At 59.1% G+C, this 21,524-nt stretch carries 18 protein-coding genes; 7 read left to right on the top strand and 11 right to left on the bottom strand.

The annotated features are described in order from the left end of the window. Positions 1–25 precede the first annotated feature (25 nt). Positions 26–1,885, top strand: coding sequence for an amidohydrolase (locus GRI91_RS05905; protein ID WP_160735692.1), 1,860 nt, complete (start codon positions 26–28; stop codon positions 1,883–1,885). Between the two features lie 98 nt (positions 1,886–1,983). Here GRI91_RS05905 and GRI91_RS05900 read toward each other — a convergent pair whose 3' ends face one another. The 5 genes from GRI91_RS05900 to GRI91_RS05880 form a co-directional block, all read right to left on the bottom strand. Further along, the gene (locus tag GRI91_RS05900; protein ID WP_160735691.1) at positions 1,984–3,261 is read right to left on the bottom strand and encodes a spinster family MFS transporter; all 1,278 of its coding nucleotides are present in this window, start codon (positions 3,259–3,261) and stop codon (positions 1,984–1,986) included. Between the two features lie 5 nt (positions 3,262–3,266). Then, positions 3,267–4,895 carry a thiamine pyrophosphate-requiring protein gene (locus GRI91_RS05895; protein WP_160735690.1) on the bottom strand — a complete coding sequence of 543 codons (1,629 nt, stop codon included), beginning with the start codon at positions 4,893–4,895 and terminating at the stop codon, positions 3,267–3,269. 74 nt (positions 4,896–4,969) lie between these two features. Next, a complete protein-coding gene (locus tag GRI91_RS05890) occupies positions 4,970–5,890 on the bottom strand; it encodes a TauD/TfdA dioxygenase family protein (RefSeq protein ID WP_160735689.1) in 921 nt (306 codons plus the stop codon). 69 nt (positions 5,891–5,959) lie between these two features. Further along, positions 5,960–8,329 carry a TonB-dependent receptor gene (locus GRI91_RS05885; protein WP_160735688.1) on the bottom strand — a complete coding sequence of 790 codons (2,370 nt, stop codon included), beginning with the start codon at positions 8,327–8,329 and terminating at the stop codon, positions 5,960–5,962. Positions 8,330–8,572: 243 nt separating this feature from the next. After that, on the bottom strand, positions 8,573–9,340 hold the full coding sequence (locus GRI91_RS05880; RefSeq protein WP_160735687.1) for an IclR family transcriptional regulator domain-containing protein: 768 nt from the start codon (positions 9,338–9,340) through the stop codon (positions 8,573–8,575). 243 nt (positions 9,341–9,583) lie between these two features. Between GRI91_RS05880 and GRI91_RS16230 the strand changes: the two genes are divergently transcribed. Beyond that, the gene (locus GRI91_RS16230; RefSeq protein ID WP_337190329.1) at positions 9,584–10,243 is read left to right on the top strand and encodes a TonB family protein; all 660 of its coding nucleotides are present in this window, start codon (positions 9,584–9,586) and stop codon (positions 10,241–10,243) included. Between the two features lie 15 nt (positions 10,244–10,258). Here GRI91_RS16230 and GRI91_RS05870 read toward each other — a convergent pair whose 3' ends face one another. Together GRI91_RS05870 and GRI91_RS05865 are read right to left on the bottom strand one after the other, a co-directional pair. Beyond that, the gene (locus GRI91_RS05870) at positions 10,259–12,835 is read right to left on the bottom strand and encodes an HWE histidine kinase domain-containing protein (RefSeq protein WP_160735686.1); all 2,577 of its coding nucleotides are present in this window, start codon (positions 12,833–12,835) and stop codon (positions 10,259–10,261) included. Next, a complete protein-coding gene (locus GRI91_RS05865; protein WP_160735685.1) occupies positions 12,832–13,425 on the bottom strand; it encodes a biliverdin-producing heme oxygenase in 594 nt (197 codons plus the stop codon). Before GRI91_RS05865 ends, GRI91_RS05870 begins: the two co-directional genes overlap by 4 nt. Positions 13,426–13,535: 110 nt before the next feature. Between GRI91_RS05865 and GRI91_RS05860 the strand changes: the two genes are divergently transcribed. After that, a complete protein-coding gene (locus tag GRI91_RS05860) occupies positions 13,536–13,994 on the top strand; it encodes a DUF2721 domain-containing protein (RefSeq protein WP_337190328.1) in 459 nt (152 codons plus the stop codon). A gap of 12 nt (positions 13,995–14,006) precedes the next feature. Here GRI91_RS05860 and GRI91_RS05855 read toward each other — a convergent pair whose 3' ends face one another. Genes GRI91_RS05855 through GRI91_RS05845 form a run of 3 tightly spaced genes read right to left on the bottom strand, consistent with a single transcriptional unit; the run spans position 14,007 to position 16,272 of the window. Next, positions 14,007–14,315, bottom strand: coding sequence for a polyhydroxyalkanoic acid system family protein (locus GRI91_RS05855; RefSeq protein WP_160735684.1), 309 nt, complete (start codon positions 14,313–14,315; stop codon positions 14,007–14,009). Then, on the bottom strand, positions 14,315–15,064 hold the full coding sequence (locus GRI91_RS05850) for a hypothetical protein (protein WP_160735683.1): 750 nt from the start codon (positions 15,062–15,064) through the stop codon (positions 14,315–14,317). The genes GRI91_RS05855 and GRI91_RS05850 overlap by 1 nt, the downstream gene beginning before the upstream one ends. Beyond that, positions 15,064–16,272 (bottom strand): toxic anion resistance protein, encoded by a 1,209-nt coding sequence (locus GRI91_RS05845; protein WP_160735682.1) that lies wholly within the window; start codon positions 16,270–16,272, stop codon positions 15,064–15,066. Before GRI91_RS05845 ends, GRI91_RS05850 begins: the two co-directional genes overlap by 1 nt. 166 nt (positions 16,273–16,438) lie before the next feature. Between GRI91_RS05845 and GRI91_RS05840 the strand changes: the two genes are divergently transcribed. Further along, positions 16,439–17,971: a TIGR00341 family protein gene (locus GRI91_RS05840; protein ID WP_160735681.1), complete on the top strand. Its 1,533-nt coding sequence runs from the start codon at positions 16,439–16,441 to the stop codon at positions 17,969–17,971. Between the two features lie 88 nt (positions 17,972–18,059). Here the strand turns inward: GRI91_RS05840 and GRI91_RS05835 are convergent, their stop codons facing one another. Beyond that, positions 18,060–19,799, bottom strand: coding sequence for a fatty acyl-AMP ligase (locus GRI91_RS05835; protein ID WP_160735680.1), 1,740 nt, complete (start codon positions 19,797–19,799; stop codon positions 18,060–18,062). A gap of 142 nt (positions 19,800–19,941) precedes the next feature. Between GRI91_RS05835 and GRI91_RS05830 the strand changes: the two genes are divergently transcribed. The 3 genes from GRI91_RS05830 to GRI91_RS05820 are packed head-to-tail and all read left to right on the top strand — an operon-like array spanning position 19,942 to position 21,524. Beyond that, the gene (locus GRI91_RS05830) at positions 19,942–20,553 is read left to right on the top strand and encodes a regulatory protein RecX (RefSeq protein ID WP_160735679.1); all 612 of its coding nucleotides are present in this window, start codon (positions 19,942–19,944) and stop codon (positions 20,551–20,553) included. Continuing rightward, a complete protein-coding gene (locus GRI91_RS05825; protein WP_337190327.1) occupies positions 20,550–21,080 on the top strand; it encodes a DUF192 domain-containing protein in 531 nt (176 codons plus the stop codon). Before GRI91_RS05830 ends, GRI91_RS05825 begins: the two co-directional genes overlap by 4 nt. 45 nt (positions 21,081–21,125) lie before the next feature. Continuing rightward, on the top strand, positions 21,126–21,524 hold the full coding sequence (locus GRI91_RS05820) for an NADH:ubiquinone oxidoreductase subunit NDUFA12 (RefSeq protein WP_160735949.1): 399 nt from the start codon (positions 21,126–21,128) through the stop codon (positions 21,522–21,524).

Genomic DNA, 21,524 nt, shown 5'->3' with positions numbered 1-21,524 from the left:
AATATAAAGAATACGAGAGGAAATTATGAAAAAGCCGGACTGGATAGCTGCCTGGCCTGCCCGATTTGGAGCCCTTGCCGCCGCTACATTGATGGCCTCCGCCTGTACCACCGTGAGCAACCCGCGGGACGGCGCCATCGTTGAGGCGGCCGTTCCTTCTGCCGATCTGGTTCTGACGAATGGCAAGGTCTATACCGTCGATGCGACCAACAGCGTCCATGAAGCCATTGCGATCCGCGATGGTCTGATCATTGCAACGGGCAGCGAGGCGGAAATCGCTCCACTGGTCGGGCCGGAAACCCGGCGCATGGATTTGCACGAACGGATGGTCCTGCCGGGGCTGATCGATGGCCATATGCACCCGCTGGCGGGTGGCGCCATGCTGACCGCGTGCAGCCTCGACTATGAACCGCTGACAATTGACCAGATATTGCAGCGAATTACCGCCTGTCTGAAAGAAGACAGCGATGCCGCGCCGGGTGACTGGTTGCGGGTGCAGGCATGGTTCCGCCAGGCAACGCAGCCGGCCGGTGCAGATTTGACGGCGGAAATACTCGACCGCTTGCCGACCGATCGCCCCGTGGTCGTCCAGGCCAGCGACTTCCATACCATGGCCGGCAATTCCGCTGCCATGGCCGCCGCTGGTATCACCGGCGACACGCCCAATCCCAGCGATGGCGAGATCGTGCGCGATGAGAATGGGGAGGCGACCGGAATCTTCCTCGATGGTGCGATGTGGCAGGTCATCGAAGCTGCCCCTACACCGTCTGAAGAGGCCCAGCGGCAGATCAATCTGGCCAACGCACGCGCTGCTGTTCAGGCGGTCAATTCCCAAGGGGTGACCACTCTTCTGAATGCCTCCGCCCGGGTCGCCGACATGGAAGCGTGGGCAGATTTGCACGAAGAGGGTGGTCTGACCGCCCGATCTGTGTTCGCTGTGAAACTGTCACCCGATGAGGCAGCACAGCCCGATCAGGCTGCCGCGCACATTACCGATCTTGCTGCGCGCTACCGGCTGGCAGGCAGCGCCCAGGCGCCGGGGCTGGTCATAGACCGAGCCAAGCTATTCGTGGACGGCGTGGTTCAGGCCCCGGCCCAGACCGGCGCCATGGTCGCCCCCTATTTTCAAAATTCCGGGTCGCACGACCACCCGCAATGGGCACCGGGCGACAAGACCGGTTCGCTGTATTTCGACGAAGCCGAGCTGACCCGAATTCTCGATGCGCTCGTGTCGCGGGGGCTCTCTGCGCATATGCATACGACGGGGGACAAGGCCATCAAGGTTACGCTCAACGCAATCGAAACCGTGCGTAGAAGCCATGATGCCCCCAGCTTCCGCCCGGGTCTGGCGCATGATGAAGTGATCGATCCGAAGGATTATCCGCGCTTCGCACAGCTCGATGCAATTCCCGTATTGTCGCTGCAATGGGGCAAGCCCGCGCCCGACACGGTGGATGCGCTCGTGCCGCAAATGGGGCCGGAGCGGGCTCCCTTTGTCGAGACGGCAGGCAAGTTCCATGCAGCAGGCGCGCGGATCGCTTTTGGAAGTGACTGGCCGATCGAGAAACTGGACGAATGGCTGGCGATGCAGATCGCGGTGACCCGGGAAAATCCTGACCCGACTGAACGGCGCTACGATGGCCATCTGGGTGATGATCCGGGACTGGACATTGCCACCGCTATTCGTGCCTTCACCATCAACGCGGCCTATTCGCTCAATATGGAAGACCGGGTGGGATCGCTCGAACCGGGCAAATATGCCGATCTCATCGTGATAGACCGTGACCTGACTGCCATTCCGTCAGACCAGATCGCTGATACGCGGGTCTTGCTGACTCTGGTGGGCGGCCGTGAAGTGTATCGTTCCGAAGACCTTTCAGACTAACCTTCCATCCAGAATGAGCACCATCCGGCTGTGCACCTGTTGTGCCCTGCTGGATGGTGCCATCTGTTTGGTTTTTCACCAATCAACGGACCCTGAGCCTAATCCTCATGATGCTCCAGAGCTTCGGCATAGAAAAAAGATGCGCGATAAAAGCACAGTGCAGCCAGAACAGGGGTTAAGGCGATCATCAGCATGGAATAACGGATCGCGTGATCGCCCAAGGTCGGGTGCAGCGCATCATTCAATATGCCCACCGCGGTCGGGCCGACGATATTCCCGATCAGACCAGCGCCCAGCAGGATGACCGAGATTGCCAACGCCCGCCGGCGGCTGTTCACGACATTGACGACCGCAGCATAGATCGGCCCTTGATGGATGAGGGTGAAGAAACTGGCAGCCGCAAATCCGGCGACCCATATGGTTTTACTGTCTCCCAGAAGAAACAGCGCCTCTGCCGGGCCGACAGCGGCGCAGGCGAGTGCCGGGATGGTAATGCGCCAGCTCAGCCGGTCACGCCGCAGCCGGTCCACGATGAAGCCACCGGCCAACACGCCGATGGCGCCCAGAATACCGCGCGCAGGGCCGATGACCACCGATGCTTCGGCCATGCCCATATCATGCACGCGGGCGAAGAAAGTGGGCGTCCATGCCCCTGCTGCCCAGACATTTGCGCCCATGAAAGTGACGCCCACGAACATCCAGACGAAGCAGCGATTGGAGAACAGTGCCTTGAGATCCAGCACCATGGATGCCGATGGCTTGATGGTTCTTCCGCTTGGTCCGGCGGTGCGTTTGGGTTCGCGCACGGTAAGCAGGAAAAGGATGGCGATGCCTATTCCCGGCACACCTGCGGCCATGAACATGATGCGCCAGCCCTGATGTTCCGCGATCCAGCCCGCCAGTGGAAAGAACAAGGCAAAGGAAAGGGTCGGCGCTAGGCCATATAAGGCCAGAGCAAGTGGGCGTCTGCCAGCGGGGAAGTAATCTGCCAGCATCGAATTGGATGGCGCGGCACCGCAGGATTCCCCTGCGCCCATGATGAAACGCGCCATGGCCAGCTGCCAGATATTGCTGACGAAGCCGGTGAAGGCAGTCATCAAGCTCCATACAGCAAGGCCAGCAGCGATGATGTTGCGGCGATTGTGCCGGTCCGCCAACCAGGCCACCGGAACCCCCAGCAGCGAATAGACGACCACAAAGGCGAGGCCGGAAATCAGGCCCAGCACTGTGTCAGATACGTGCATTTCCTGCTTGATCGCCGGCAGGGCAAGACCAAGCAGCGATCGGTCAAGATAGTTGAAGGTGGAGATCAGGGTGAGGATGATCAGTGGCCACGTGGCATGCCAGGGCCAGGGTTCCTTTTGCTCTTCTGCCATGCCCGTCACAGCCGTGAAGCCCTTGTTTCCTTGGTGGTCATGAACTCGAGCAAGGCCGCCTGGCCGCGTTCCGTGGCTTCGATCCCGCGCCTGATCGCGGCACGAATATCGGCGGGATCTGTGACCCGCTCCCCATAACCGCCCAGGGCCTTGGCAAAATCTGCGTAATGGCCAGAAATATCGGTCGAGCGGAACTTCTCCGTCGCGGCTGGCATCTGCGGCAATTCGATGGCCATGGAATGGTTGTTCAGCAGGATGGAGAGGATCGGCAGCTTTTCGCGAACGGCCGTTTCGAAATCCATGCCGGTGAAGCCGATCGCCGCATCGCCCCAGACATTGATGCACAATTTATCGGGACAGGCGAACTTGGCGCCCATTGCCAGACCCAGACCGTAACCCAGCTGCGTGCTCTTGCCCCACCCCAGATAGGTCAGCGGCTGCGTGGTCTTCCAGAAAGGCGACAATTGATCGCGCGGGCTACCGGCATCATGGGTGATGATCGTGTTAGCGACATCCACCTCCTGCTGCAGATCCCACAAAACGCGGTAGGGGGAAATCGGCGCATCCTCACTGGTGAGCAGCGGCACCCATTCGCTCAGCCATTCACGCTCTACCCGAGCGATTTCTTCCGCAACCGGGGCCGGATCACGCGGCTCCTTGATCAGCGTGCGGCAGGCCTCGACCAGCATCGACAGGGTCAGCGCGGCATCCCCCATCAAAGCCAGCTCGCAGGTGACTTTCTTGTTGAAATCGGCGGGGTCGAGCGTGGCGTGGATCACGCGTTTGCCTTCCGGCATGGAGACGCCGAAATCGGTTTGCGCGAAGCTGCAGCCAATGCCGAAAATCACATCGGAATGGTTGAGGAAGTGGCGCAATTGTCCCGGAATGGCTGCCCCGCCAGAACCCAGCGCCAGCGGGTGCGTTTCGTCAAATGTGCTCTTGCCTTCCAGCGAGGTGGAGACAGGCGCGGCAAGCAATTCGGCCAATTCGCGAAGGGGGGCATAGGCATTGGCCCAGTGAACGCCTTGCCCGGCATGAATGACGGGCCGACTGGCTTCCACCAGCATCTTCGCTGCCTGACGAATGGCTTCGGGATCAGGTCCGCTCCGGGTGGAGACGACGGGCGTGTAATCCAGAGTGTCACCAATATCCTCACCCAGCACGTCGCGCGGCATTTCCACGATGACCGGGCGCAGCCTGCCATTGCGAAGCTGTGTGAACGCGCGGCGCAGAATGTTCGCGGTTTCGGATGCGACCGTGATGGGTTCGGCATGTTTGGAAACATCCCGCATGGAGATGGACGCATTGTAATTGTCGGGAACATGCGCGATCCGCCGGTCATAACCTTGCGGCAAAACCAGAACGGGCACGCTTTCCGAATAGGCCTGCGCCACCCCGCCATAGGCGTTTTCGGTTCCCGGACCGTGCTGCATGGCAAACACTCCCATGCGCTTTCCTCGCGTCAGGCGCGACAGGGCATCTGCCATATGCACCCCGGTGCGTTCCTGCCGTACGAATATGGGGCGTATGCCCAGCTCGGCGGCAGTTTCCAGCACGGCGTTGCGCGGATAACCGAAGATGACATCCACGCCTTCACGCTGGAGTATTTCGGCAATGGCGGAACTGACTTTCATAATTGGCTCTCCCTCCCATGTGGCCGCCTTTTCGGCGGCTCTGGTTTAATCTTCAGGCATATTGGTCAGGCACATCAGTCCTTGGGGCCAAGCGGTTTCTCGCCCTCGATCGTCGTGCGGATGAGGTGACGCTTTTCATATTTGAAATCATGCACACCCCGGTGCAGCGAGAAGCGGTTATCCCACACGATCAGCGTGTCCTTCTGCCACTTCACCCGGCAATGAAAATGGAGCTGCTGCGCGAGGGACTGGATATAGTCGAGCAGCGCTCTGCTTTCGTCTTCGGTCCAGCCGACGAAATGTTTGAAATAAGCGCGCGTGGCAAACACGGCCTTGCGCCCGGTTCGCGGGTGGACGCGCACCGCAGGGTGGATATTGGTCAGCTCATCCTCGGTGAAATCATGGCTCTCACGCAGCCTCAGCCGTTTATCCGGCGCGAGCTTTTCATTCTTCGACCAGATATCTGCCCCGGAATAGACCACTTCCAGCCCGTCGAGCAGCTCCTTCATCGCATCGGACAGGCTTTCATAGATCAGATAGGCGTTTGAAAAGGCCGTGTCCCCGCCCCAGCGCGGCACCTCCAGCGCGCGCATGACAATGCAGAGTGGCGGCTGGCGCAGGAACGGGCTGTCCGTGTGGAAATGCTCAAAGGAGGGCACGACATTTTCCGGCTCATCCGCTTCACGGCGCACTTCCTGCATGTCGCGGTTGCCGTCATAGATCGGGGCCTGCGGCAATTCGGTGAGGGCCCCGAAATAGTTCGAGAAGGCCCGGTGCTGGTCCGGTGTCAGATCCTGATCGCGGAACACGATGACGAGGAAATGTTCGAAGGCCAGCATCACTTCAGCCAGCGTTTCTTCATCCAGTGGCTGGCGAAGATCCACACCGGAGATTTCGCATCCGCATGCGCCACTGATGGGTTCGACGCCGATACGTTTGAACTCGGGCATGGGGCGACCGGACACGATCGGTGCATGAGAGGTCTTGGAATTCATATCAGGCACTTTCATTGGAGTTGGCGGGAGAATGCGGCCGATAGCGCCCGGCATTCTCCCGTCTGGGAATCAGAAGCGACGCTTTATGCTGACGGCAAAGGTGCGCGGTTGGCCGGGCGAACCCTGGACCACGCTGGTGGAGCCGCGATTGTCAAAAACATCGGTGTAATAGAGCTTGTCGGTCAGGTTCTTGGCTTCGAGCGCCAGCATCCAGTCGCCGTCCACCGTTTCATAGGTGAGGCGCGCGTTTAAAAGCGTCCGGCTGTCGATCTGACCGAAGATGTCCTTGCCGCCGGTGGCGGCATCGACATTGTTGGCGTTGCGGTTGAAGCTATCGTCAAAATTGACATCGACCCGCGGGGTCAGTGTTCCGACGGAGCCGAGATCGATCTGGTATTGTGCGCCGATGCTCCATTGCCATGGCATCGCATATTGGCCTTCATCCTCCAGGCCGACACCGGAAGCGACCGCGAGTTCGCTCATCTGGGTATATTTGAAATCGAGATAAGCGAGCGATGCGTCGATCAGCAATCCTTCCACAGGTTCGATCGTCGTTTCGACTTCAAACCCTTTTACGGTCGCTTTCCCGGCATTGATCGGCAGAGCGCACGGGTTGCGCGGTATGACACCTTCCGGGCAGGTGGTGACGGACACCAGAATATCATCATATTTGTTGATGAAGCCGCTGACATTAAGGCGCATCATCCGGTCAAACAGTTCGCTTTTGAAGCCGACTTCATAAGCGGTGAGGGTTTCGGGTTGATGGGGAATGGCCTGACTGGGCGTGAAGGGCCGCTGATTGGCACCGCCGCCTTTGAAGCCCGTGGAAATCTGGCCATAGGTCATCAGATTGTCAGTCCAGCGATACTGAACCACCCCGCGAAAATCGACATTGTCACCCTTGAAGGTGCTTTCCACGCCGTCGAGCCCGGCAATCTGGGGCGGAGGCGCGCCATCCAAATCCGACCCCGGAATCCCGCCGCGGCCATATTTGAAGGTCTTCTTCATGTCGGTGTAGCGGATGCCGCCGCCCACCGTGAGCCGATCCGTCAAGGCCAGATCCGCATTGGCGAAAGCGGCCCAGGTGGTGGACGGGATGACATTGTTTTCCATGAAATTGAGCGTTGCCAGCGTGACGCGTGAAATATTCTGGCTGCGCTTGTGGAGATACATGCCGCCGACGGTGACATTCACGATGTCGGCAAACTGGCCAGAGAGGCGCACTTCCTGACTGAACTGATGGTTGAAAATATCATTGGCGACTTGTCCCGGTGTCAGGGGCGTGCCGTCGGCTGAAGAAAAAACGCCATCATAATCGCGATAGGCGGTGATCGATGTGAGGGCGAGATTGTCGGACAGCTCAACATTGAGACTGGCGGACAGGCCCCAATTGTTGACCGCCGATTTCAGCGGTGCCTGCCAGGGGGCAGACCCATCCCGCGGATCAAGATCGATATAGGTTTCATAAGAAACATAGGGGCTGTCGGAAAAGCCATCGAGCGCGAAATTGCCATAGGGCGAATAGGTGATGAATTGCGAGCCTGACGCGGTGCCAAGCGGAACTCCGTTGAGGAAGTAGGCTGCCTGATCCGATGTACCCGTTACCTGCTGTCCCGGAGGAGCGGCTTGACCGACATAGAGCAGCGTCGATGCGCCCACTTCGCTATCATCGCGGGTGATGTCGCCGACAATATCGAGCGAAACCCGGTCGGACGGTTCCCACCGCACGGCCAGCCTGCCAGCGGTATAGTCGCGGCCCCCTTCAGTGCCCAATTTGCAATCTTCGGTGTTGGTTGTGACGGACGGAATTCCGCTATCGGGATGGGTGCAGCCATAATCGTAGCGGGTCACGAAGCCGTCGCGCTTTACTGATGCGCCGGAAATGCGGGCAAAGAGCTTATCGGTCAGTGCGAAATCCGCTGCGGCCTTTACTTCCAGCCGGTCATAACTGCCATAGGTCAGTTCCGCGAAGCCGCCGCCTTGGCCATCCGGTTTCTTGGAATAGAGCTTGATCGCGCCGCCGATGGAATTCATCCCGGCCAGAGTGCCTTGTGGCCCGCGCAGAATTTCCACCCGCTCCAGATCCAGCAGGCCCAGCATCGAGCCGTGAACGGTCGACAGGTAGACATCATCGACATAGACGCCCACGCCCGGTTCAAGCGCGAAACTGGAATCGCGCTGACCCACGCCTCTGATATAGGCGACCATAGCCGGACCATAGGTGGCGGGGCTTTGGCGCAAGGTCACGTTGGGGGCCTGTGCGCCGACATCTTCAACGCTCACTTGTCCCCGCGCCGCGAGCATGTCGCCGGTCACAGCCGTAATGGCGAGCGGTGTATCCTGAAGGTCCTGTTCACGAAATTGTGCGGTGACGACGATTTGCTGCGCGCCGGGTGAATAGACCTCATCCGCTGCGAGGTCGTCGGTCTCTTGTGCCATCGCGGCAGGAGCCATTGCTGAAACTATTAATGCAAATGCAGAAGTAGATCCTCGAATCCATGCATAATCGTGTTGCATGTCCATCTCCCAAATAGTCCTGCTCTGTGTGGCAGGTGCATCTATTCAATCCGGAAGCATGGTACGGATCAAGTTTATTCCATATTATGAAATCTAAATTCCATTATACGGAATTTGCAAGTGCGGGCTAAGGAAGAATTGGGACCTGTTGGATAGGCAAAAGGATTAGCTGTAAGCGATCGCGGCCAATTTGCTGACTTCCTGACCTGCTTCACGCGTGGCAATGGCCAGATCATCTTCAAGGTGACGCTGATAGCGATTGGACGGCATGGTCACGCCAATGCAGCCCAGCACTTCGCCATTGACCCCGAAAATGGGGCTGGCAATGCCCGCAATATCGTTTTCCGGATCGTAATATCTTGCATAGTTCTGCTGCCTGATCTGATCCAGATCCGCTTCTATCTGGGGGCGGGGGGAGCGCGGCTTTCCGCTGAGGGGGCCTATTTTGGCTTCGCGTATCACCACCTCTATTTCACCAGGCGGCAGAAAAGCCAGAATGGCGCGCCCCAATGCGCCCCAGGCCAAAGAGATTTCGCCTCCCACCTCGACGGTAAAGCGCAAGGGGTGCGGGGTGGCTGCCGTATCGGCAATCACGGCGTTTCGGCTGACCGGACTATAGGCGCACAGAACAGCGGTTTCGCGCCACTTGGCCACCAGATCGTCAAGAAAAGGGCGGGCGCTGCGAACAAGATCAAACCGAGCTACCAATTGCGACGCCATACGGTGCAATTCGCGGCCCGGCCGATAAAGCTGGCCCGTGCCGCGTTCGACAAAGCCGGCGACCAACAGCTCTTTCAGCAAGCGATGCACCGTGCTGGCTGGCAATTGCGCACGCTCAGCCAAGGCCCCCAGCGAAAAGACGTGCGGTCCGGTGGCAATCAGCTTCAGCAAATGAATAAGGCGGCCCGCAGAGCCGCTCGGGGCGTCGCTCACATTCTATCCTCGTTGATACAGCAACCCGGCTGATGCCGCGGATGTTCCCGATGCTGTGTCCCATGACGGAGGGTGGATGACGGCTCCTGCGCTGCGTGACGGGTTCTGTCCAGTACCTTGCTGAATAGATGCGGATATTTCCCGGCCTTGAAGGGTTCAGGATTCAGGACGTTTCAGGAGGACACTATCACGCCCGGCCCAGCACAATCCCGACGCCGTCCCAATTGGCGGGTGATTGCTCTGGTGGTGGGGTTTCACCTGCTCGCCTTCGCCGGACTTATACGCGCCTTTGCCCCTGACCTTACTGCTCAGGCAATTGACCGGATGACCGCCATCGTGACGGTCGATGTGGCGGAGCCCGATCCTCCTCACCCAAAAGCTGAGCCGCCTGCAGAGCAGGAATCCGGTGCCAGTGGCGATCCGGGCAAAGAAGCGGTTCCTCAGGAGGTTGCTGCTCCCAAACCGGCGATCACCCGCGCCCCGGTTGAACCAAAACCCGTCGCGGCTTCAACCGGCACGGCAACACGCTCTGGTGCGGCCGAGCAAGGGGATGGGACCGGCGCTGCCGGTGAGGGTGACGGTACGGGCAGCGGGGATGGCGGAAACGGGCCGGGCGCGGGCGTGTCACGCGGCCTTGTCAAAATCGCCGGAAATATAACCAGCGCGCGGGATTACCCGCGTGAAACCCGCGATCTGCGCCGGGGGCATGATGTTATCATCGAATTGCGGGTCGGAGCAGATGGCCGCGTCACACGCTGTGATGTACTGGACCCCAGTCCCGACCCTGCTGCGGATGCAATCACCTGCGATCTGGCGCAGCAGCGTTTCCGTTTCGAACCCGCGCTGGATGGTGCGGGGCGCCCCATCCCGGGGCGCTTCCGCTGGCGTCAGACCTGGTATTGAAGCAACACCGGGCGATCAGTCGGTCAGAATTCCGCCCGCGCGCAAGGCCTCGGCCACATCCTCTTGAGAATAGGGCTTCTTGAGAACACCCAGCGCTCCGGAATTGGCGATTTCGTCCATGGCCTCACCATAGCCGGTGGCGAAATAAAACGGGATGCCGGCTTCATGCAGCTGCTTGGCCACAGGATCGCTGGATTCACTGCCGAGATTATAATCCAGCAGCGCAAAATGAGGCTGTGCTTCGGCGATGCTTTCCAGCGCGGAGCCTACAGAGCTGGCCACGCTGATTCTCTCTATGCCAAGATTTTCAAGCATTTCCTCTGAATCGAGTGCGATGATCATGCTGTCTTCAACGATCAGGACATGACGTTTATCGCCCGAGGACACGGGGATACTCACCGTTGGTGAGGGACTGTCTGAGGCTGACTTGCCGTCCACGCTGTTTTCCCCTGCATTGCCGCTCACATATCGACATGGAATGACAAAGCATGCCTCCACACCTGACGGCTTGTAATCAATATCCGCTTTGCCGCGCAATTCATAAGGAATTGAGTTTTCGATGATTGTCGTACCAAAACCACGGCGTGTGGGCGGCTGAACCGGTGGGCCATCAAATTCATGCCAGTCGATCACGTAATCGCCATTGGCGTTGAGCTCGGTCGTTATCTCAAGCCGGCCTGTGCTGTCGCATAGCGCGCCATATTTGGCCGAATTGGTCATCATTTCATGCAGGACCAGTGCCAGCACGGTATAGGCTTCGGGCGCCACCAACGCGTCAATGCCGATGATCGAGACCCGGTCTTCCTTGCCCGTGAGATACGCCTCTGCCTCTGCCGTTATCAGAGCATGAAGCGAAGCGGGTTGCCATTGTTCGCGGGTGATATTGTCATGCGCCATCGACAGCGCGCGGATGCGGCCGCCGATGACATCGGCGAATTCGCCAACTGTGCTTGCCTCACCGCGTGATTGACCGACCAGAGAACGGATCAGCGTGAGGATATTGCGCACACGATGGTTAAGTTCCGCAATCAGCAGGTCCTGCCGCTCTTTTGCCCGGCTGCGTTCCTGCATCGCCTCATCGGTAATGCGCAGAATTACTTCCAGCAGCGACACGCGCAGCCCTTCGGCAATCGCGAGCTCTTCCTCCATCCAGGGTGCGCTGCGACCGGAGACGGATTCCTGCCACGCGGCAAAACTTTTGCGTGGGCTCAGCCGGACACCATCCGCGCCCGATTCCACGGGTTTGTCAGGATTACCCGCCCAGGTCACCACCTGCTGCAATTCCCGCCGCCACAGCACAAGATAGTCACGCGGTCGGCGCGACACCGGGATGACCAGCGCCCCGACTGCGCGATCGGCAAATGCCTCGGCGGCGGGGATCATCTTGCTGATTTCATCGGTGCTGATGATCTGGCTGGTCGAGCCGGTGTTCAGCGTGGGGATCAGCGCACGAAATTCCTCTTCACTGGGCGCGGACCCACGCCCCTTATAGGAATCATCGATAAAGGCGCTGGAGCCGTCATGCGGAATGACCGAGCCGATAATCTGGTCGATCGTCGCCAGGTTCTCGACCAGTGAGCCGCCGCTTGCCAGACGGGCCATCAGCCTGTCATGCAATTGCCGCCCCTTATCGGCCAGCCGCGTGCGTGCTGCGGCCAGAGTAAGCTCCAGCTTCAGCGAAAATAGCTGCGAAAACAGCTCCGCCGCAGTCCTCAGCGAATAGGGCAGGGGGCGCGGTGAGTAATGATGGCAGGCGAAAAGGCCCCATAATTTACCGCGCACAATGATCGAAATCGACAGAGACGCACCGACACCCATATTTTTGAGGTATTCGATATGGATCGGCGACACGGCGCGCAGGGTTGAAAGCGACAGGTCGAGCGGTTCTCCCTGCAAGCCTGTGGTCGGTTCGATGGCAATCGGCGCGGCATTCACATCTGCGATAATGCGGAAACGATTGCGCAGATACAGGCTGCGCGCCTGTTGCGGGATATCGGTCTTGGGATAGCGCAGGCCCAGAAAACTGCCGATGTCCGCATTTCTGGCTTCGGCCACGACTTCGCCGCTCTGATCATCGTGAAAACGGTAGACCATGACCCGGTCAAAGCCGAGCAGTCGCTGCATTTCCTTAGCTGCTATGTCGCAGAGTTCTTCGACAAGCTCGGTTTTTTCCAGACGCGCGAGAATGGGACGCAATACGCTTATACAATCGGCTTGGGTTTTCGGATCGTGCGGCTCGATCTCCAGCACGAACAGATGGCCTGACTGGTGCAGCGCGACATCGAACAGGCGGCGATCGTCGAACAAGGCGACGCCGAATATACGTTCCTGTGCATCCGCGTCGTCATCAGCCGGTAAGTGGTCACGCAAAATGCTCAAAGCATGCGCGCTGATAACAGTTGCCAGACGATCCCCGATTTCGGGTTTTGTACTCAGGCTCAATATATCGGCGATATTCGCCGACATGCGCGCAATATTGAAATCACTCGTGACGGCGATCAACGCGCCGAAGGCCTGAACCTGTCCGAGTTCGTGAATGGGTTCTTTGTCACAATTGGTGAGGTCGACTGTGTAGTTCTGTGTCGAGCTCATGCAGCTTGCCTCTTGCCCGGCGCGCGCATCGTCTCGAGAAAGAATGCAAAGGTGGCCTTGGCTGCGGAAAGCGCGGCGGTCAGGCGCTGAGCGCTGACGGATTGCTCAAGCTCTGGTTTCAGCGCTTTCCAGAACTGGATCATGCGATCATCATCCAGAAAACGGACGGGAAGTGACTGCGTGTTGCGCGTCTGCAAATCCGCCAACATCGCGCGATTGCCCAGGTGAGAACCCGCAAGCACCCATGAAAGCCCAATCGGATCTGCTTCATCCGGCAATGTGAAGGTACGATTGGGAAGCGAAAAGGGTTTGCCCAGATCGGTCAGGTCTTCCAGCAAGAGCGGGATCTGTTCGGGCAGTCGGTCTTCGACGGGCAGGTTTTCACGGGTCCAGCGCTCGATCGGAGCACGGGCACCGAGCTGGAAGCGTAGAAAACGTGCATAGTCCTCAGGCTCAGCCAGATCGAGATCGGCCATGCCATTATCCAGAACATCGTGCATTTCACGTGTGGCTGCGCGCATAGCATGCCGCAAACTGTCAGAAGACTTCTGATATTCGACCAAGCGCCCCGATCCCATAACTACGTCCATCGGGAGACCCTCGCGAAGCCCTATCCAACAGAATCCAATTTCTTTCAAATACATGGACCTTTGTGAGGTTCCAAAATTACCGCAAAAGGATTAACGAGTTCTGTCTGTCAGTGAAAGGTCCAAAACAGTTGATCGCGCAAACCATTCAGCTTGCTCTCGCGCCTGTTTTCATGCTGGTGGCGATTGGTAATATCATGAATATTCTGTCGACGCGGCTCGGTCGGGTGGTGGATCGCTCTCGCATTTTGCAGGAGCGGCACGAGACGACATCAGGCCCGGAGCATGATGCGATCGTGCGCGAGATCCGCCTGCTGGATCGCCGCATCAGCACGATCAGCCAGGCGATCCGGCTGCTCGTGCTCAGCGCGCTGACAGTCGGCCTGGTGGTGGCCCTGCTGTTTATCGAAGAATTTGCGGCGCTGGATATTCAGGTTGTGGTCGCGCTGATTTTTATGCTGGCGATCGGTTTCCTGATGGCTGCGCTGCTGCTGTTCATGCGTGAAACGCGCGCCGCCACGGATGCGCTGAGCATTCCGGAAACCTATCTGGAATGGGAACGCAAACTGTAAAAATCCCTCGGCTCAGGCCTTTGGCGGTGCAAGCAAGGTCTGGCTGTGTTTGCGGATGGCATTTTCGACCAGTGGTTCGATTACACCCAGCGCTGGCGGCAGGACGATAGTGAAAACCACTTGCTGCGCTTCAATCTCCACATCGCCTGACAGGTTCTGACCCATCGCGCGGATCATCATCTGCATGCGGTCTTCATTCGGCCAGTGCGTTTCCACTTCGGCCATGCCGCCGGGAATATGATCGGCAATTTCATGGGCGTGGCTGCGCAACCTTTCGCGTAGGGCCTCTTTGGTCAGTTCATGCGGTAAAACTACGCGCATCAGGTGTTCTCCGGCGAAGTGGTATCATCCACGCCATATTTGTAATCGAGATAACGGGTCTGAATCGCCAGATCGTCCAGCGCGCCATCGGCAAGTTTGCGCGTCACCTGATCAATTTCCCGGCTGATTTTGTTCAGACTATCGGTCAGTTGCGCATCGGGTGTGCCGCCAGCGCGTTCTTCACGGCGCAAATGGGCCGGCACACGGCGATATGCCTCCACCATTTCGGGCAGATGTTCCCCCACCAGCTTGCGCGTTTCAACCGCTGCCGGGTGGGTCTGATCTATTCCGTCCAATTGCACGCCCAGGCCATCCAGCTGCACGCCAATCTGGTTCACCAACGTAGCGGCCGGGGCGGGCAGTGCAGGGCGCTGCGCCTCCAGCCACAATTCGGTGCGGCTGACCAATTGCTGCACATTGCCCTTGTTCAGATCGCTGCGTTGCGGCGTTTTCATGCGTGGGAAGACGGAGAACGCGGTAACGGCCGCCATGATCGCCAGCAGCGTCAGCATCACGCCCGTAAAACCAATTCCGCCGATGATCGCGCCAGCAATGCCAGCGGCCACCACAATCGCGATGATAGCCACGATCACGCGTTTCACCTTGCGCAGCAGGTGGTTGCGCTTCGCTTCGGCCGATCCACGCCCAATGGACGGGTTGCGATGATGCCTGCCCCCGCTGCGATTGTCATCGCGAACGCGGCGAGCTTCTCCGATCAGGCGGTCGCTGTCACGGGTGAGGTCGCTCATCAGCTATCCAGTGACAGCAAGGAGGGTTCGCTGGCGGATTTTTGTGCCTTGGCCTGCCCTTCGGCGCGCGCGATATAGCCTTTCGACTTTTCCACTTCATCCGACAGCACAGTGACGGTCTGCTTCATGGAAGACAGCGCCTTCACCTTGAAATCGTCAACCTCGTCCATCGTGTCATAGATATTCTGGAAAGCGCGTTGCAGCGTTTCGAGCGGAATGGTCGAGCTGGCGGCCTGTTCATGGATTTTACCGGTCTGTTCGCGCAGCATCGTGCCGGTTGAATCGATGATGCCGGCGGTTGTTTCATTCAGCGCCGTGATTTGCTGCAGCACCAGCCGCTGATTGGTCATCGCCTGCGCCACAGTCACCGCTGTGCGCAATGCAGAGACAGTGGTGGTGCTGGCGCGATCGACGCCCTTTACGAGTTCGACATTGTTTTTCTTGACCAGATCAAGCGCGAGATAGCCCTGCACGCTGACGGCCATTTGCGTCAGCAGGTCCTGCGTGCGCTGACGGACATAGAACAAAGCGGTTTCGCGGATGGCCTTGGCCTTTGCCGGATCGGTCGCCTCGAGCTCGTCGGCCTTGCTTTCCAGCCGCCCGTCCAGCGATTTGGCGATGTGAATCATCTGTTCCAGCTTGCCCATCGCTTCCCACAATTTGGCGCGTTCCACGTCAATGGCGGCATTATCCATCAGCAATTCGTCTTTGCCGCTCGCCAGCCGCGCCAGAATTGCCTGAATGTGCCCTTGCGCCGATGTGTAGCTGTCGAAGTAATTTTTCAGCTTATTGCCGAAGGGAATAATGCCGAGGATCTTGCGCGGGCCGGATAATTTGCCCTGACGGCCGGGGTCCAGCTCCTCGACTGTGCGGCGCAATTCGGCCAGATCGGTGCCCACGCCGCTATCCTTGTCCATGGCGCGCACCGGGCGGTCGAGGAAGCGGTTGGATTGACCGGCGGCAGCGGCGATTTCCTGCCGCCCCATATTGGTTATCTGATCGACCTTCTGACCGAAATCAGGGGAATTGGCATCCAATGCGACCAGATCGGCAATGAATCCTTCGACCTTGTCGTCCAGTTTGCTCTTGGTTTCCTCGCTCACCGGAACGAGGCCTGCGGCCTTTTCGCTCTTAACCTCGGGCACCGGATCGGGCGGGGTCAGGGTGAAATCGGTGTCAGTGGCGGTCTTTGTCTCGGTGGTGGCCATGGCAGGCGTTATGCTCCGGTCCTAACGAAAAGCTGTCGATACTGTATTAAGGGCATAAGACACGTAAAACAAGAGAGGCCGATTTCAACGCTGTCTGCGCTGCGGGTTTGTGATCGGTGAAAAGCGCGGGTAAAAAGCCGCCGAAAATTTTCTTTTGGAATTCAGCATGTCAGAATCAATTGCGGCCCGACCGCGCTATCCCTTCGCCGTGGTGTTGCGCAGCATGCGGCGCTGGTGGCGTGAGGCCGTGGTCAATACGGTTGATCAGACGGAAGTGATCGAAAAGCGGCGTGAAGAATGCCAGATTTCGGCGCGTTATATCTTCATGTTGGCAATGTCTGCCGGGATTGCGATCCTCGGTCTGTTGCTCTCCTCCCCGGCGGTGGTGATCGGGGCCATGCTGCTTTCCCCTTTGATGGGCCCAATTATCGGGCTTGGGTTCGCGCTGGCCACCGGCGATTTCAACTGGGTGCGGCAGGCGGGGCGATCGCTGGTCGCAGGGACTTTGGTGGCGGTGCTGCTCTGTGCGCTGGTGGTTCTGTGTTCACCGCTACAAACGGTGACACCGGAAATCGCCGCGCGCACCCGGCCCAATCTGTTCGATTTGCTGGTGGCGCTTTTTTCCGCCCTTGCCGGTGCCTATGCGATGATCCGCGGCCGTGAAGGCACGGTTGTCGGCGTGGCGATCGCAACCGCCCTGATGCCGCCACTGGCGGTGGTGGGTTTCGGGTTGGCGACATTGAACTGGACGGTCTTTTCCGGGGCTCTGCTGCTTTATTTTACCAACCTTATGACCATCGCCTTCACTGCGGCGGTGATGGCGCGTTTTTATGGTTTTCGCACCAGCCTGTCCGACCGGCAAACGCAATTACAGGCGCTGCTGATCGTCGTGGCGTTTGTGGCGCTGGCTGTTCCGCTCGCCTTTTCGCTGCGCCAAATCGCGTGGGAAGCCAATGCTTCGCGCCAGACGCGCGGCACGGTGATGGACAGTTTTGATAATCGCGCGCGGTTGTCGCAGCTTGATATCGATTTTGACACTTTGCCGATCAGAGTGACCGCAACTGTCCTGACGCCCGAACTGGAGCCACAGGCAGAAGAAGTGGGCGAGCGGGCGCTGGCGCGTGAGCTGGGGCGGCAGGTGCAATTCTCGCTGACGCAATATCAGGTCGGGACCAGCTCCAGTGCAGCAGAAGCGGCGCAGCTTTCTTCCGCCCGTGCGCAGGAGGAGCAAACCAATCTGCGCCGGGCGGAGGAGCTGGCTGAAAGGCTGGCTTTGGTCGCAGGTGTCCCGGAGGATGAAGTGCTGATCGATCGTCAGCGTCGCCGCGCTCTGGTCCGGGCGAAGGAACTGGATGGGGCCAGTCTTGCGGCTTATTTTGCTCTGGAACAGCGGATCGCCGCGACTGAACCGGAATGGCGGGTGGAGCTGCTCCCCCCGGCGCGGCCACTGCCCGACGTGACATTCGATGAAGGGGGCAACGATGAAGAAAGCAGGCCCGATGCGGAGGGAATCGCGGCATTGAAACTAATCATATGGGCTGCGAAACGGGTGGATATGCCGGTGACCCTGACCGGACCGCAGGAACAGCGTGACGTGGTGCGCGAGGCGCTGCTGGCACAGGATGTCCGCGTTGCGGAGGGTGAAGACGGTCGCACACCGTTGAAAGTGCGCTGGCAGCGCCCGGATGGAGGGGAATAATCCTCTCCTTGGGTGTCTAAGGTCTGATTTTTACAACGTGCTGTCTGGCGCAGCTGGCAGGAGCCAGTCCGCGTCAGACAGCACGGGATCAGGCAGCCAGAGTAAGCGGCGCGATTTCACCTGAAAGATACAGCGTCTTCGCCTTGGCGCGGCTCAATTTGCCTGAGCTGGTGCGCGGCAGGCTGCGCGGCGGAACCAGTTCGACCACGCAATTCATACCCGTGATGGAACGGACTTTCTCGCGAATTTCCGTATGCAGACGCACCCGTTCTTCCGGGTCGGAAACACGGCAATGGACCAGCACGGCGGGCACTTCCTCGCCATTCTCGGTCTCCACGGCAAAGGCTGCAATATCGCCCTGATGGAAGCCGGGGAGCTGTTCCACCGCCCATTCAATATCCTGCGGCCAATGGTTCTTGCCATTGATGATGATCATGTCCTTCGCCCGGCCCACGATGAACAGATAGCCATCGGCCATATAGCCCATATCGCCCGTATCCAGCCAGCCATCGACCAGACATTCCGCAGTGGAATCAGGGTCGCGGAAATAGGAATGCATCACACTGGGCCCGCGGCACCAAACTTTGCCAATCTGGTGGTCGGCCCGCACATCGCCTTTTTCGCCGCGGATTTCGAGCTCCATGTCGAGCACGGGTTTGCCGCAGTTGACGATCGCGCGGTAACGCGCCGGGCGCGACAGGTCACGGGGCGATCCGGAAAGACGCTCCTCTTCCACCAGCTCCACTCGGATTCCTTCACCCGGCGGCATGATGGTGACGGCCAGAGTCGCTTCGGCAAGGCCATAGCTGGGCAGAAAGGCATTGGCCTTGAAGCCCGCCTCGGCAAAGGCATTGACGAAATTCTGCATGACGTCGGGCCGGATCATATCCGCGCCATTGCCCGCCACACGCCAGCGGGACAGATCGAAACGATCCGCCACTGAAGACTGGCTGGAAATACGGCGCGCGCAAATATCGTAGCCAAAGGTCGGCGAGTAAGACAGCGTCGTGCCTTCATTGCGGCTGACCATATCGAGCCATGCCAGCGGACGCCTGGCGAAATCTTCGGTCTTGAGATAGTCGGTCGAAACCTGATTGGCGATGGGCGACAGGAAGCAGCCAACCAGACCCATGTCATGATACCAGGGTAGCCAGCTGACGCAGCGATCGTCCTCGACGAGCTTCATGCCCATCCCGTGACCACGCAGATTGTTCAGCAGCGATCGGTGGGTAACGGCAACGCCATGCGGGAAACGCGTGGAGCCGGAGGAATATTGCAAATAGCAGATATCATCCGGTTTCGGCTGAGGGAGGTCGTCCTTTGCAATCGGCTTTTCGGCCAGTTGCGCAAAAGTGGCGGATGCGCATTGCTGCCTGTCTCCGGCCGCCTGAGCCATTTCTGCGATTTCCTCCGGGAAGAGGAACAGGGCCGGGTCGGAACTTTGCAGCTGAACGGCCAGCTGATCAATATAGTTACCCTTGCCGCCAAAGCTGGTGGGCAGGGGCAGGGGCACCGGCCAGGCACCCGCATAAATCGTGCCGCAGAATATCGCGGCGAATTCGACGCCGGTTTCGGCCACCAGGGCGACCCGGTCGCCCGGCTTGATGCCCGCGCTGATCAGGCGGCCAGCCATGGCCCGCGCATCATCGCGCAGTTCGGTAAATGGATAAGGACGAACCAGCTTGCCGCGCGGATCGTGAAAATTGAAGCCCTTTGTACCTTGGGCAGCATAATCCAGCGCTTCACCGAAGGTAGAAAAATCGGAGAAGCGGCGTGGCAGGTCGCAACGGTTCGGCGTCGGCGTAATTGCGGCGTCGTTTGTTATCATATCCTGCGTCTCTAACCCATTCCTATCAGACATGGCGCCGCTTATCGGTGCGGCAGTTTAACCAAAGCTGACCGGGATGTGACCCGATCATAGCTAATACAGCCTTTCCTATTTCAACCTGACTGTGGCACGAATGTGGCCAATGGACCGCGAATTTAACGAAAAGCGCCGCCCAAAACGTGCGCCAAGGCCGCTCAACCGGGAAAAACTGGAGGAGATGGCACTGGCCTATGTGGCCCGATTTGCGACCAGCGCAGCCAAGCTGGAGCGCTATCTGAAGCGAAAATTGCGTGAACGCGGGTGGGAGGATGAGGCGGAAGACTATCCTGATGTATCAGGATTGGTGGCACGTTATGTCGATCAGCGCTTCGTCGATGATGAAGCCTATGCGCAGGCCAAGAGTGGCAGCCTGCTGCGACGCGGCTATGGTGCGCGGCGCGTTGCGCAAGCATTGGGCGAAGCGGGTATTGCGGAAAATCTGCGTGAAGAGGTCGCCCCCGATGAAGCGCAGCGCCGGCGGGCTGCATTGGCGCTGGCGCGCAAACGGCGATTTGGTCCTTTCCACCAGAATTGGCGCGACGGCGATGATGACGAGGATGAGGCTCCGGCGCTCGACAGAGCCGTGCGGGAAAAACAGATTGCGGCCATGCTGCGAGCAGGGCATTCCCTCGATATGGCGCGCACCGTGATAGAGGCGAAGCGCGCCGAGGACGTTGAGCAATGGGTTGCTGAGGCGGAAGAAGAGGCGGAATGATGCTGCATAGGAACAAAATTGGCGGCGCGCGTCTGCGGCGCGGGGTAGTGGCGCTGGTCGCACCGCTGATGATGCTGGCGGCCTGCTCTGCGCAATCCGCCGAAAGCGCTTCGCCCGCAAATGACGCTGCTGTCACCGCCAGCCAGCACCCCATATCCGGGCTGGAGGTTATTCCGCTGAGCGTTGGCGAGGGTGAGCAGGCGCATCATTTCAAGGTGGAAGTCGCGCGCACGGCGGCGGAGCAGGCCAAAGGCTTGATGTTCCGGACTGAAATGGGCGCCGATGAAGGTATGTTGTTCCCGCGCAATGTCATGGCCCCGGCATCGTTCTGGATGAAGAACACGGTGATACCCTTGGATCTGATCTTTATCGGGCCGGACGGGCGCGTGCTGAATATTGCCGCCAATGCGGTGCCCTATTCCCTCGATCCGATTCGCTCTGACGGGCCGGTCCGCGCCATTCTGGAACTGAATGGTGGACGGGCCGCAGAATTGGGGATTTCACCGGGCGATCGCGTCGATTGGTGAGAGCCCGCTTGCGCCGCAGGCCGATCTGTGGCTAACGCGCATGCCATGGGTATTCTGTCGAAAATCTTCACCTGGTGGGATGGTGCCACGATTGGTACCTCTCTGTGGTCCTCGCGTAATGGCGAACATGTTGGCACCGATGCGCAGGGTAACACCTATTACCGCTCGAAAAAGCCGGATGCACGCGGCCGTGAACGCCGCTGGATCATGTATAACGGCGCCAATGATGCGAGCCGTGTGCCATCAGAATGGCATGGCTGGCTGCATCATTCCTATGATGATCTGCCGGAAAGCCATCTGGCCCCGCCCAAGATCTGGGAAGCGGATTATACGCCCAATGCCACCGGCACGGTGCAGGCCTATCGTCCGGCTGGTGCGCTGGAACGTGGCGGCAAACGTGCTGCGGCCACGGGTGATTATGACGCCTGGACACCGGACGCCTGA

The sequence above is a fragment of the Altericroceibacterium endophyticum genome (genome assembly GCF_009827595.1).
Classification (GTDB): Bacteria; Pseudomonadota; Alphaproteobacteria; order Sphingomonadales; family Sphingomonadaceae; genus Altericroceibacterium; species Altericroceibacterium endophyticum.
Note: the sequence above shows the minus strand (reverse complement) of the source record. Positions and strands in the feature narration are given on the sequence as shown.

Excerpts from the sequence above, each read along its gene's own strand:
- GRI91_RS05835 (WP_160735680.1), bottom strand. The coding sequence starts at position 19,799 with ATGATAACAAACGACGCCGCAATTACGCCGACGCCGAACCGTTGCGAC.
- GRI91_RS05855 (WP_160735684.1), bottom strand. The coding sequence starts at position 14,315 with ATGCGCGTAGTTTTACCGCATGAACTGACCAAAGAGGCCCTACGCGAA.
- GRI91_RS05865 (WP_160735685.1), bottom strand. The coding sequence starts at position 13,425 with ATGGACGTAGTTATGGGATCGGGGCGCTTGGTCGAATATCAGAAGTCT.
- GRI91_RS05830 (WP_160735679.1), top strand. The coding sequence starts at position 19,942 with ATGGACCGCGAATTTAACGAAAAGCGCCGCCCAAAACGTGCGCCAAGG.
- GRI91_RS05825 (WP_337190327.1), top strand. The coding sequence starts at position 20,550 with ATGATGCTGCATAGGAACAAAATTGGCGGCGCGCGTCTGCGGCGCGGG.
- GRI91_RS05890 (WP_160735689.1), bottom strand. The coding sequence starts at position 5,890 with ATGAATTCCAAGACCTCTCATGCACCGATCGTGTCCGGTCGCCCCATG.
- GRI91_RS05900 (WP_160735691.1), bottom strand. The coding sequence starts at position 3,261 with ATGGCAGAAGAGCAAAAGGAACCCTGGCCCTGGCATGCCACGTGGCCA.
- GRI91_RS05870 (WP_160735686.1), bottom strand. The coding sequence starts at position 12,835 with ATGAGCTCGACACAGAACTACACAGTCGACCTCACCAATTGTGACAAA.
- GRI91_RS05840 (WP_160735681.1), top strand. The coding sequence starts at position 16,439 with ATGTCAGAATCAATTGCGGCCCGACCGCGCTATCCCTTCGCCGTGGTG.
- GRI91_RS05895 (WP_160735690.1), bottom strand. The coding sequence starts at position 4,895 with ATGAAAGTCAGTTCCGCCATTGCCGAAATACTCCAGCGTGAAGGCGTG.
- GRI91_RS05905 (WP_160735692.1), top strand. The coding sequence starts at position 26 with ATGAAAAAGCCGGACTGGATAGCTGCCTGGCCTGCCCGATTTGGAGCC.
- GRI91_RS05845 (WP_160735682.1), bottom strand. The coding sequence starts at position 16,272 with ATGGCCACCACCGAGACAAAGACCGCCACTGACACCGATTTCACCCTG.
- GRI91_RS05885 (WP_160735688.1), bottom strand. The coding sequence starts at position 8,329 with ATGGCACAAGAGACCGACGACCTCGCAGCGGATGAGGTCTATTCACCC.
- GRI91_RS05850 (WP_160735683.1), bottom strand. The coding sequence starts at position 15,064 with ATGAGCGACCTCACCCGTGACAGCGACCGCCTGATCGGAGAAGCTCGC.
- GRI91_RS05820 (WP_160735949.1), top strand. The coding sequence starts at position 21,126 with ATGGGTATTCTGTCGAAAATCTTCACCTGGTGGGATGGTGCCACGATT.